A 12221-nucleotide genomic window follows, 5' to 3' on the forward strand; every position below is an offset into this window, starting at 1 on the left:
AAGCTGAATCCGCGCCATATTCAAGGCGGAATCCAGCAAAAGTAACGTTGTCGGCTCAAGCCTTCACAAACGTCAGCAGCGTTGTACTGCGTCCTTCTGAAGGTGCTTATTGCCTCTTATTCTATCAATGTGCCCAAAATGGGTCAAGATGCCGCTTGTTTAATTAAATTTTCCCACAATTCGACGGCATTTATCCATGCAGGTGCGCTTTTTTCGTTGCGGTACAAGATTCGTTCGTATTCTTTCGTCAGCTCAGACATCCGCTTATTGCCGAATTCCCGGTCAATTGCAGCGGCATATTCCCTGAGTGTCTGACCGGAATGACGTTTAAAGCCCTTATATGCCAGTAGGCGCAATAAGTAATGATAGGCTTTTCCATACGTCTCCTCGGATTGTTCACTTCTGTATTTCCGAATGTAATAAGCTGTCAGCCATTTATAGCGGGTGACATAGAGTGCAATTACAGCCAATAAAAGTACGGCTGATGGAAGGATCCAATACAGCGGATGAACGGAAGTACTATCCGTCTGACTGTCTGCCACTGGTTCTTCCTCCGGCTGCTCCTCTTCCGGCTGCTCTGGAGCCTGGTCTTGTTCTTCCTGTTCAGGCGTATCGGTTTCAGCTTCAGGAGTCTCTTCTGCCGCATCTTCTTCGCTGGTAAACTCGGCAGGGTTTGTAAATCCTTGCGTTGGTTCAAAAGGCACCCAACCAGTGTCAGGGAAATACACTTCCACCCATGAATGGGCATTCCCGTTCGTAACCAGATAAGAGGACATACCCTCTGGGGTGGATACATTCGGATTCGATCCAGGCTGGCCTGCCGTGAATCCTTTCACCCAGCGAGCGGGAATATCCGCTGCCCGCAGCAGCACGACCATTGAGGAAGAGAAGTTATCACAATAGCCGATCTTGCTTTCAAATAGAAACTGATCGACATAATCCTGATCATCTTCCGGAACAGGTATATCCTGTGTCTGGTACTGGAAGCCATTCTGATTAAAATATTGTTCCACTGCCTTTGCCTTATCATACCGCGTATTGGCTGAAGAAGTGATCTCGGCAGCCAATTCACCGACACGCTCCGGCAAATCTTCGGGCAGCTGCGTATAGCGAAAATGGGTATTGTCATCATCCAGCTCGGAATCATTGCGCAGATCATCAATATTATACTGTGGTTCCTCAAAGGCTATCGTATAATTTTCATCCGGATATTGTGCACGATTGAACGTTTCTACGACACCAAAATCAGAGTCAACCGCAGCTCCTACCTGCCCGCTGAAAAATGTCTGCACACCATAAGGATATACGAGCCTGTCCAGCACTTGATTTTGACTGGGATAGACAATTGCCTGCCGTGATTCAGTAGCAACATTCTCTGTGTAAAGATCGATACCGACCGGATCTCCGCTCTGGAAGCTTTGCGGTTCTGCTTCCCTTGAACGTTCCCAGCCCTTTCCTGTATACACATCTTTACTGTCAACACGCCAATAGCCGCTCGCTTCCGTTGCTGCCCAGAAAGCAATGGAATTGTCTTGAACAAACGGCCCTCCGAGACGGGAATCATTTTCACCGTAGCCGACTTTTTGAATACCGCCTTCTCCGTCATTTTCATTGTTGTTATCTGACATCGTTTGGATGAAAGGAACAGGATCAGCCCATTGGGGCGGCAGCTTCGGTGCTGCATAGCCTACTGCGGCTGAAACAGCGAGTATGGAAAGGAGCGGGATGCTCCAGAGCAGCACATGCTTCGGAAGCTGTCGTTTTTCTCCGTCTTGATAAAGTCTGGCAAAAGCAGAAATACCCATCGCAAAAAAGCTGATCAGAAAGACACGGACAATTGCTGCACTGCCATCATAAGGAGTGAACGTATCAAGTATCCCGATGTACAGGAAAGTCATGATTATAAAGAAGAAAATACGATTGACTACGATGAACCAGTAATAAAGCAAATAACTCATAAGCCAGAGTAAAATCAAAAATAGCAAAGTTCTAAAAAATGGTGACAGCGAGACAAAATCACCAGTGAATAGAAATTGCAGATTGCTTTGAAGCTCCGTCAGGATGAACGTGAACCAGCTTCCCGAGACCAAGTTCTCCTGTATAAGAAATGCTTGCAAAACGATTACCATTAAAATAAATTTCAGCAAAAAGCTGAGCCACCACCGCAGTTTGAACATGGACAGCAAGAAACAGATTGCTGTGAACATGATAAAAATAGGTAAATTGCCTGTATCGCTGATTTGATCCAGCGGACGGAGCCATTCCCAAAACAAAAGGAATCCACACACAAAGATAAGATAACGCAGCCACTGTATTTGTCCGATCCTTCTACGCATTCCGCTCCACCCCCGTTTGGACTGTCTGCTGTACCGGATACATATCCATCTGATGACCAAGCTGGCGAACTTCGCGTATAAGATTCTTTTCTTTTGTTCCCACCGTTGCATGACGACAGATATATAGAACAGTCAATACATAGCCACCTTGCCTCAATTTGCGGAGTACTGCCATCTCTCTGCTGTCCAAGTCGGTTGTGACGTAGTAGACTGTTGACCCTTTCGGCTGCCGGGACAGCTCAGCTGCCAATGCCTGAAGCCGCGGCGGTTCCTGCTCCTGCCGAACGGTAGTCAAATACTGCTGCACACGGTGAAGCTGCGCACTGCCCATTGCAGCGGGCAGCCACTTGGCTGGATTCCCAATGCTCATAAAGCCGACTTGTTCATTCCTGCTTTTTAGCTTCTGATAAACAGAAAAAGCGATGACAACGGCATATTCAAAAAGATCTTCCGCCTGCCCAGCTGCTCTTCTATCCAATACCACAAGTACATCCGCACTTTTCTCCTGTTCAAATTCCTTTGTCATCATATCCTGTTTTCTTGCAGACGCTTTCCAGTCGATCCAGTTAAAGCGGTCACCAGGGGTGTATTCGCGTATGCCAGAAACAACACTGGTCTGTTTGGAACGCGGTGCATAGGCAACGGCAGCACCTTCTTCGAAGACGCTTTGTGGATTTCCGACTGTAATCTCCCTTTCAGCTGGGTAAACATGCAGCTTATGTCCGACTTCAAAAACAGCCTCTTTTTCGACCAGCTGAAACGGGTCGCCAGTACGCAGACGTATCTGATAAAAGCTATGCTCCCCCCTCGGAAGTCTATCCAGCACATAGCAAATTTCGAGATTTCTCCGGAACCAAGGAAACAGGATATGCTGCTTCGGCTGTCGCGACTGTGCAATCTGCAGTGTTCCGTCTGACCGGCTTACTTTCAGAAGAGATCGATCATACAGATCTTCCATTTCCAGATACACAAGCGGAAACGGGACACGGCGGGTCAAGCTAACTTTGACCGTTACTTCTCCACCGCTCCTGACATATGTCTTGGAAAGCTTGCGATCCACCTTCCAGTTTCCAAGCGGGTAGCACAGTACGAGCAGTACATAAAGCAGAATTGGAAGAAAAGCATAAAACAAAAACCAGCTCACAAAACCGCCTTGGAACATACTGTAACAGAACAGGATGGCCGTCAGTATGACAATGCTCCCGGTCTTGAAGGCGAAACGGAACTTACCTTTCATGTACAGATTCCCTCTCTACAGGCACGTCTATTGCTTTCAGCAGACGCTGCACCAATTTTTCAGGTGTCAAGCCATCATAGCGCGCTTCCGAACGGAGTAAGATCCGGTGGCAAAGTACAAACGGCGCCAATACTTGCACATCATCCGGAATTACATAATCGCGGTTATGAATATAAGCATACGCCTTCGCTGCCCGCATCATGGCGATGGATCCGCGCGGGCTGAGTCCCAGGTAAACATCAGGATGACTGCGGGATAGCTGCGCTAAATCCACTATATATTGCTGTATCTGTGGATCGACGTACACGTTTGCCGCCGCTTCTTGCATATTTAGCAGATCTGTTTTCGTCATGACTGGCTCAACACGGTTGATTGGATGTTTCGTCCCAACAGCATCAAGCATCTGCATTTCTTCATGTGCATTTGGATATCCCATCTGTATCTTCAGCAGGAATCGGTCCAATTGCGCTTCAGGCAGCGGATAAGTACCTTCATAATCGACCGGGTTCTGTGTTGCCATGACAAAAAACGGATCAGCCAGAGGGAGTGCATTACCTTCTACAGTTATATTCTTCTCTTCCATTGCTTCAAGCATAGCGGACTGTGTCTTTGGAGAGGTACGGTTAATCTCATCAGCAAGAACGATATTTCCCAGAATCGGTCCAGGACGGAACTCGAATTCCAGCGTTTTAGGATTGTATATTGAAACACCAGTCACATCAGATGGCAATAAGTCAGGTGTGAACTGGATACGTTTGAAATCACAGTCAACAGAACGGGCAAGTGAACGAACAAGCATTGTTTTACCGACACCAGGAACATCCTCCAACAGCACATGACCACCAGCAAGCAGCGCAGTCAGACTAAGTACAATCGGCTCTTCTTTTCCAATAATCACTTTATTAATATTATCTATTATCCGCGATACTGCCGGATGATAGTTTGCTAGCTTTGACATACAAGCATTCCCTTCAAATTGGATTCGACAGAATATTTTGGACAAGCGTTCCCTTTATGTTACCTGCCATACAGGGCATGCCGCAAGCTATTTACTTGTAAAATTATTGCTATAAACAAAAGGAAGGTACACTGCTGTGTACCTTCCTTTTGTATTTAGGATTGGCGAACCCTTTTCGGCTTGACTTCCTGCCATTTGAATATCTTGTTAAGGAAATGGAAGATATGCTTTGATTCTTTTGTCATCAATGGACCAAGGATGGCAAGAATCAGTACGTACAGCGCTGAAAACGGCTGCAGCACACCCATAAGTCCGCCGGCCATCCCAAGATTGGCCATGATAATGGAGAACTCTCCCCGCGAAACAATGGTCAAACCGATATTCGTGGACGCTTTATGTGACAGACCTGCCCGCCGGCCCGCTATCATACCAGCAACAAAGTTACCGATGATTGTGATGGCTACTGCTCCGAGTGCAAGCCATACAGCGTCTCCGAGTGTCGTCGGGTCGATACTCAGACCAAAGCTGAAGAAGAAGATGGCACCGAAGAAATCACGGAATGGAACAACCATATGCTCGATCCGCTCACCTTGATCGGTCTCAGAGAATACAAGTCCGAGTAAGAGGGCACCGATGGCTTCGGCGACGTGGATTGTCTCCGAGAAACCTGCGATAAAGAATAGTGATGCGAAAATGACGATGATAAATACCTCATTAGAGGAGATACGTAGAAGCTTGCTTAAAAGAGGTGCTGCCTTCCGTGCAATGACGAAAAACAACAGCATGTAACCTAGCGCGATCAGAATGGACAGGATTGTTCCTCCCAAGGAATTGGAGTCTCCCAATACCAAACCTGATACAGTGGATAAATAAACAGCGAGGAAAATATCCTCAAACATGATGATACCCAGAATCAACTCTGTTTCGGTATTACCGGTACGACGTAAATCAACGAGAACTTTTGCGACAATCGCACTGGAACTGATTGTAATGATACCAGCGATAATCAATGTTTCCTTAATCGGAAAACCTAGTACAAACGGATACAAGAAGCCGAGTGCAAAGTTTATTCCAATATAGATACTGCCGCCTACGACAATATTTTTACCTGATTTAATCAATTTCCCGATTGAGAATTCGAGGCCCAGATAGAACAGGAGGAATAGTACACCAATTCGTCCGAGGAATGCAATGATATCTTCACTGTGGACAAACTGGAGATTGATGATGCCAAAACTAGGTGCGTGTGGTCCGACCAGCATCCCGATGATAATGAGGAACGGGATGATGGAGAAGTTTAACTTGTTGGCAAGTATGGCTGCGATTGCGACTAAGACAAGCGCAGTCCCTACTTCAAAAACTAAATGGTCCATAGCCTATCCCCTTTCTTTCAAGAATAATTCACTGCTGGCACGCTTGATGTCAGCACGCTCCCCGGAAATAACAAGTGTATCTCCGCTTTTGAAAATCGAATCAACACCAGGATTCAGCTGCTTGGAATGATCCTTGCGTACAATTCCGATGATATTGATGTTGTAGTTCTGACGAATGCCGATCTCTCCGATGGTCTTGCCGATAATCGGTGCATTCGGACCAAGCTTGAACCATTCGATCACAAGGTCATCAAATGCGACTTCAATTGTTTCCACTGCTTTCGGCTTGTACGTCATGCCGCCAATGATGGAAGCCAGCTGTCTTGCCTCAGAATCGGTGAAAGTAACACCAGAGATGCTTTCATCCAGATCCTCGTCATCGTAATGGTAAACTTCCCGACGGCCATCATCATGGATGATTACGACAACTTTATCGTCGTTTTCCGTCATAAGCTCGAACTTTCTTCCGATACCCGGCAATTCTGATTCACGGATATTCATAGTAGTACCTCCTATTTCAATTGTTTTGCTTTCCGGACGACTTCCTTGAATTTACTGTCGCTTAGTATTTCCTGCAGATCATGAATTGAATCAAGATCAGCCTTCGCCATGAACACAATTCCGCCTTCTTCAACGAATGCAACATGCTCCCCTTCCTTGACGTTAAGCACATCCCGGATATGTTTCGGTACGGTGATCTGCCCTTTTGAACTAAGCTTTGCTAATTCCATGATTTCGCCCTTCTTTCAAGTTTTCCTTACATTCTTTACTTTCCTTACAAGTAAAGTTTACTATAATTCCAAAAAGCATTCAAATGGTGCGCTTACATTAGAAAACTTTTTTTGACGCTCGAGTTCAATTATTTGTCACAAACTTATAAGGTTTATTTTGCCATATTCCACTAGTCAACATCGTGCGTATCCTTTATACTATAAATAGGAACAGACGTTCTAAAATTAATAGAGCTTACCTAGGAGGACGAACAGCAAGATGCAATTTCGATACGCATATACTGCAGGCAAAGAAGCAGTTATCCGGCATGAGCTAGAGCGGAGCATTTCCAATTATGTAAAGGAAATCATTCCGGATGCACATCGACTCTATTCCAAGAAAACATCTTCGACAAATAAAGGACAAGTTCGGCAGGATTGGCGCAATATAATCAATAAGGATGGCCAGGAAATAAACCAGATCTATATCGAGATGTACAAGGAACTAACGGATGGGGCCTCCTATTATATTGCCGACGTCGAATTGGCAAAATAAAAAACGATGCGGAATGGTTCCGCATCGTTTCATATTTTTATTGATAATAATTCTCCAGCCCCTGCACAATTCCAGAAGCAGCTTTTTCTTGATAGCTGCTTGTTGCCAGATTAGCAGCTTCTGCTGAATTGGTGATATAACCAATCTCCGCTAGGATTGCGGGTGCATTCGTATTACGCAATACACTGAAATCAGCTGCCTGTGTGCCACGGTCAATCGATCCAAGCTGAGAGGAGAGATTCTCTTGCACTGTCGAAGCAAGCTGGACACTCGTGTCGCCATCTGGATAGTAATATACTTCCGTTCCATTGACGTATTCTTCCGAAGTGGCATTCAGGTGAATACTCACGAACATAGAAGCATTCGCGGCATTTGACATAGCTGCCCTTGCTTCCAGCGCTACGAATGTATCATCGTCACGTGTCATGATCACATTTGCCCCCAAATTCTCCAGCTGCGTTTGGGTTTTTAATGCAATGGAGAGAACGACGGACTTCTCATAAAAGTAATCCCCGATTGCACCGCTGTCTTTTCCGCCATGACCTGCATCAATCACTATCGTCTTTCCTTTTAATGGTGACAAGCTGTAAGATGCTTCGTTCTCACTTGTTGAGATGAAGTCCATGCTAACATAACCCGTTGTACCATTATGTTCAATCTCTGCCCAGTTGTTATCGATTGATAAAATAGAGACTGCATCTCCATTATATAGACTATCAACCACATCAGCAGACATACTCGGAGTCGCCCGAACATTCAAGGATGTAGCAACCTGCACATATCCTTCTGTCGCGTCAGCAGTCTGGGAAGTCTGCTGCACGTCGGCTTGTACAGATCCCGAATCCTGGGCTCCGCTGACAAACACCATACTTATGTATCCTTCTTGCCCATAATAATCTATCTTGCCCCAGTCATGACTGACTTCTTTAATTTCTATTGCCTGTCCGCCTTGCAGCTTACCAATAACTTCTGCATCATTAGAAGGCTCTGCTCTTACATTCAGAGACGTCGATACGTCGATAGTTCCGCTATTCGCATAACTCGTTGCCGGCATAAAAGCAACAACTGCTATAAGTGCGATAATAAAGACCAGCAGCGAGCGGCACATCAGATGTTTCTCTAGCATACGATTCCCCTTCCGTGTTTGTAGAATTTTGTAGATTCGCCATCCATTATAGATGAATATGTTGCCAATTAATAGTCTAATAGTCTTACCAAATAATTTACAATTCCCTATCTCCAGAGGAAATCCTGAGCTTACACCCGCTACTTGACCAAGTGATGGAAAGTGAAAGGCAGCAAATACTAGATTTGCTGCCTTTCAACGGAGTGAATAAATAGATCATTCTGCGTATTCTTTTACTCCTTGCACAAGTCCAGCAGCTGCTTTGTCCTGATATGCACTCGATGCAAGCTTCTGGGCTTCAGCAGCATTTGTAACGAATCCGATTTCTGCCAATACAGCAGGCATGCTTGTATTTCGAAGCACATTGAAATCTGCACTCTTGATGCCTCGATCGCGTGATCCAAGCTGGTTAATGAGACCGCGTTGCACACTGGATGCCAGCGATTGGCCGCTTGATGAACCAGGAAAATAATAGACTTCCGAACCGCTGGCAGAAGTTGCCGAAGAAGCGTTTGCATGAATGCTGACAAATACATCTGCTCCTGCTGCATTTGCCTTAGCTGCTCGGTCTTCCAGTTCAACAAAGGAATCTCCGGATCTGGTCATGATTACGTCAGCACCTTGCGCTTCGAGTTTTGCTTCTGTTTTTTGCGCAATTGGCAGGACAACATTTTTTTCGAGTACGCCATTTGCTACAGCACCGCTGTCTTTTCCGCCATGCCCAGCATCAATAGCAATTGTCTTACCGTTTAATGCCTCTGAACTCGTCTGTATGTAAGTCATGCTCACGTAGCCTGTCTTGCCGTTATATGTAATCTTGCCCCAGCTGTTTGTCACTTCCAGCAGATCAACTGTATCCCCCGGGTAAAGGCTCCCTATTATGGCAGAAGAAGTAGACGGCTCAGTCCGAACATTCAATGTCGTATCCACATCCACAGTCCCGCTCTGGGCGAAACTTGTTGACGGATAAAGCAGGATAAACGCGCCAAAAAGAACTAGAATCCCTATCAGTAACTGTCGTTTCATATACATGCATGTCCTCCTTTGCTGATGCTAATCAGATGTTGTCAACAATTATAGAGGACATGCTGTATAGCAGATAGACCCAAACCAGTAAAGGGTGCAGACGTTCTACATGACATACTTGTTTTTCCAGACATGGGTGTACCTGCATAACCTTCTTCCCATTACGAAACTGCCACGCTTGAGTCAGCGATTAGCAAAAATCTGTTCTGTGCTATGGGAGTAAACTTCGATTATATTTCCAAATGGATCCTGACAGTAAACAAGGTAGTACGCTTTTTCTTCATCCAGCGGCCAAATTTTGCTGATGATTTTTCCGCCAGTCTTCTCAATCTTTTTTGCCATCCCGTGCACATCTCCGCCTTCTGCTACGACACATAGATGGAATATCCCCGGATCCCAAGGTTTTCTGCTAGTTGCCCCTTGTGTTGCTGGAACGACAAACTCGAATAATTCTATTCCCACCTGATTTGATGCACTCATATGGACATTCCGGATATGCTTCACTTCATCTCCTTGAAGATCACGTGTCATATCGCCTTCTTCAGGTTTCATATCGAATGGTCCAGCAATGATCCGGAAGCCTAAGGCTTCCTTATACCAATTGATTGCAGCATCAAGATTGGAAACCGTCATGCCAATGTGCGTAATTGCCGTCATTTCGCATCTTCCTTCCATTTTTTGGATGATTTTTACAAAAAATTTATATCCTTCTCCTTTTTCACTTCACAAACGTTTTCAAACACCGATTATATAGGTGAACGGATCTATGTTCAGAGGGGGATTACGATGCAAAAGAGAAATAGCTTAGCAGTAAGGTTAATGGTTATCGTTGCAGTGATTACGATTATCTGTGGCGCAGCTGTTGGTACCATCAGTTATCTGACAGCTAAAAACGAGCTGATTGATGCTGGTAAGATGGATCTGCAGCATATGGCAAACGCTGCAACAACCGTTCTTACACTATTAAATGAACGTGTAGAAAATGGTGAAATGACTTTAGAAGAAGCACAAGAAGAAGCTCGAACGATCTTAAACGGTCCTATTGAGGGCGGCGCACACGATTTATCGCAATCAAATTTCAATTATAAAAATGGCGCTGGTTATATTATCGCGTACGATTCCCAAGCAAATATGGTGCTTCACCCTAGAGAGGAAATTGGTTCGCCTCCGGGAGATGACAATACGAAGAAAAACCGGGAAGATATGATTGTTTTAGCACAATCAACGGATGATAATGATAGCTTCATGACTTACGATGACACGGATGAGAAAACAGGAGAAGTCAGAGAAAAGATGGCTTACGTGAACTATTTCCAGCCGTGGAACTGGACAGTTGGCATTACGGTCTATACTGACTTATTCTATAAGGACTTGGAAACTGTTAAATGGATTATTGCTGGTGTTACGGCCGGTATTACACTACTCAGCCTTATTCTTTTCTACTTCCTGATCCGTCCTAAACTGACCCAATTAAAAGCAGTGACCGACGCGGCTACACAGCTGGCTGCCGGTGATTTTAGAGAGCAAGAGTTAAAAGAAACGAAAGACGAAATTGGTGTACTGAGCAATGCATTCACAAAGATGTCCGGTGAACTGCGCACATTGGTGCAGAACATCATTCAATCAAGTGATAAAGTATCAGATGCAGCTTCGGAGCTTTCCGCAGTAAGTGAGGAGACGTCCGCCAGCAGCGAACAAGTTGGTGTAGCAGTGGATGATATCGCAAAAGGAGCCAGCTCCCAAGCATCTGACCTGGAAACAACAACATATCATCTAAGCGGATTCAACGATAGTATCCGCATGATGACAGCGCAAAGTGATGCAATTGCCCAAGCTGCACTTCAAACAAGTCAAGCAACAACAAAAGGCAGCAATATGATGCATGATTTAACATCGGCCAATAACGCTTCCATGCAGTCAGTAGAAGCTATCTCAGCTGGAATGCAGGAGCTTGATAAGAACCTGCAGCAAATTGTCCAGATTACGGATGTAATTGAAAATATTACAGAAGAAACGAATCTGCTTGCTTTGAATGCAAGTATCGAAGCAGCACGGGCAGGAGAACATGGGAAGGGCTTTGCTGTCGTAGCAAGCGAAGTTCGAAAGCTTGCGGATCAGTCTAACGCGGCTACGAAAGAGATTCAACAAATGATCAGCTCAATTACGAAAGAAGCAGCAGAAAATGTAGCGCGCATTGAAGCAAATAAACAGCAGGCAGAACAGCTGAATCACTCAGTGGTTGCTACAGCCGCTGAGTTCACAGCTATTGAGGCAGCAGCTGAAGCTACAAAGAATGCTGGTAACAGGTTACTCGAAGAAATCAAGCAAGTCACTGCACAAACGAATGATATTACGGACAGCATCCAAAATGCATCCAGTGTATCTGAAGAAACGGCTGCAAGTGTTGAGGAAATTGCAGCATCAATCACTGATCAGATTCAGGCTGTCGCGAACATCGCAGCATCTGCAGAAGATCTGACGCATATAAGCCGTCAGCTGAATGAATCAATTGCAGTATTCAAGCTATAAAAAAACGACCCATGAGCATCAGCTCTGGGTCGTCTTTTTTATCAGGTGCATCCTTCGCATTCGTAATAGCGTTTGCTTGCATCCAATGTACGCAGCAAGGTGCCGATTTCGACTTCTTCTGGTTCAACGAATTCCAAATCTGCCACGCGTTCCTTAATGGACTGGCGCGCTTCCTCTTCAGAAGCTGCAACATGACTGAATTCACTTGTTTCGCCAGTTGGCAGGATTTTGTACTCGAATAAGTATCTTTGCATATTACCGGCCTCCGTAACACAATATCTAGTGTACATCCACTATACACCATCCCATATATACAGGTCAATCGTAAAGATGCACTTCTGCTATATTGCTAGTTTTCTTAATAATCTGT

At 45.2% G+C, this 12221-nt stretch carries 12 protein-coding genes; 2 read left to right on the plus strand and 10 right to left on the minus strand.

The genetic code is table 11. The features are described from left to right. Nucleotides 1-143 precede the first annotated feature (143 nt). The 6 genes from SFC25_RS08120 to SFC25_RS08145 form a co-directional block, all read right to left on the minus strand. Nucleotides 144-2336 carry a transglutaminaseTgpA domain-containing protein gene (locus SFC25_RS08120; RefSeq protein WP_411214788.1) on the minus strand — a complete coding sequence of 731 codons (2193 nt, stop codon included), beginning with the start codon at nucleotides 2334-2336 and terminating at the stop codon, nucleotides 144-146. Further along, nucleotides 2329-3573 (minus strand): DUF58 domain-containing protein, encoded by a 1245-nt coding sequence (locus SFC25_RS08125; protein WP_411214789.1) that lies wholly within the window; start codon nucleotides 3571-3573, stop codon nucleotides 2329-2331. Before SFC25_RS08125 ends, SFC25_RS08120 begins: the two co-directional genes overlap by 8 nt. Next, complete coding sequence (locus SFC25_RS08130; protein WP_411214790.1) at nucleotides 3563-4531, minus strand: AAA family ATPase; 969 nt, start codon at nucleotides 4529-4531, stop codon at nucleotides 3563-3565. The genes SFC25_RS08125 and SFC25_RS08130 overlap by 11 nt, the downstream gene beginning before the upstream one ends. 155 nt (nucleotides 4532-4686) lie before the next feature. Next, nucleotides 4687-5904, minus strand: a complete 1218-nt coding sequence (locus SFC25_RS08135; protein WP_411214791.1) for a cation:proton antiporter — start codon at nucleotides 5902-5904, stop codon at nucleotides 4687-4689. A gap of 3 nt (nucleotides 5905-5907) precedes the next feature. After that, nucleotides 5908-6405 (minus strand): cation:proton antiporter regulatory subunit, encoded by a 498-nt coding sequence (locus SFC25_RS08140; RefSeq protein WP_411214792.1) that lies wholly within the window; start codon nucleotides 6403-6405, stop codon nucleotides 5908-5910. Nucleotides 6406-6416: 11 nt separating this feature from the next. Beyond that, nucleotides 6417-6635, minus strand: a complete 219-nt coding sequence (locus SFC25_RS08145; RefSeq protein ID WP_411214793.1) for an AbrB/MazE/SpoVT family DNA-binding domain-containing protein — start codon at nucleotides 6633-6635, stop codon at nucleotides 6417-6419. Nucleotides 6636-6894: 259 nt separating this feature from the next. Between SFC25_RS08145 and SFC25_RS08150 the strand changes: the two genes are divergently transcribed. Then, a complete protein-coding gene (locus tag SFC25_RS08150) occupies nucleotides 6895-7170 on the plus strand; it encodes a hypothetical protein (protein WP_411214794.1) in 276 nt (91 codons plus the stop codon). Between the two features lie 37 nt (nucleotides 7171-7207). On the opposite strand, the gene SFC25_RS08155 is transcribed toward SFC25_RS08150, so the two are convergent. The 3 genes from SFC25_RS08155 to SFC25_RS08165 form a co-directional block, all read right to left on the minus strand. Further along, nucleotides 7208-8296 carry an N-acetylmuramoyl-L-alanine amidase family protein gene (locus tag SFC25_RS08155; RefSeq protein ID WP_411214795.1) on the minus strand — a complete coding sequence of 363 codons (1089 nt, stop codon included), beginning with the start codon at nucleotides 8294-8296 and terminating at the stop codon, nucleotides 7208-7210. A 216-nt stretch (nucleotides 8297-8512) separates the two neighbouring features. Continuing rightward, nucleotides 8513-9322: an N-acetylmuramoyl-L-alanine amidase gene (locus tag SFC25_RS08160; protein ID WP_411214796.1), complete on the minus strand. Its 810-nt coding sequence runs from the start codon at nucleotides 9320-9322 to the stop codon at nucleotides 8513-8515. A gap of 183 nt (nucleotides 9323-9505) precedes the next feature. Next, a complete protein-coding gene (locus SFC25_RS08165; RefSeq protein ID WP_411214797.1) occupies nucleotides 9506-9979 on the minus strand; it encodes a VOC family protein in 474 nt (157 codons plus the stop codon). A 129-nt stretch (nucleotides 9980-10108) separates the two neighbouring features. On the opposite strand from SFC25_RS08165, the gene SFC25_RS08170 reads away from it, so the two are divergent. Next, the gene (locus SFC25_RS08170) at nucleotides 10109-11851 is read left to right on the plus strand and encodes a methyl-accepting chemotaxis protein (protein ID WP_411214798.1); all 1743 of its coding nucleotides are present in this window, start codon (nucleotides 10109-10111) and stop codon (nucleotides 11849-11851) included. A 41-nt stretch (nucleotides 11852-11892) separates the two neighbouring features. Here the strand turns inward: SFC25_RS08170 and SFC25_RS08175 are convergent, their stop codons facing one another. Then, nucleotides 11893-12105 carry a hypothetical protein gene (locus SFC25_RS08175; RefSeq protein ID WP_411214799.1) on the minus strand — a complete coding sequence of 71 codons (213 nt, stop codon included), beginning with the start codon at nucleotides 12103-12105 and terminating at the stop codon, nucleotides 11893-11895. Nucleotides 12106-12221: the final 116 nt, after the last annotated feature.

Origin of the sequence: Terribacillus saccharophilus (assembly GCF_046592595.1) — a bacterium.
Lineage (GTDB): Bacteria > Bacillota > Bacilli > Bacillales > Amphibacillaceae > Terribacillus > Terribacillus saccharophilus_C.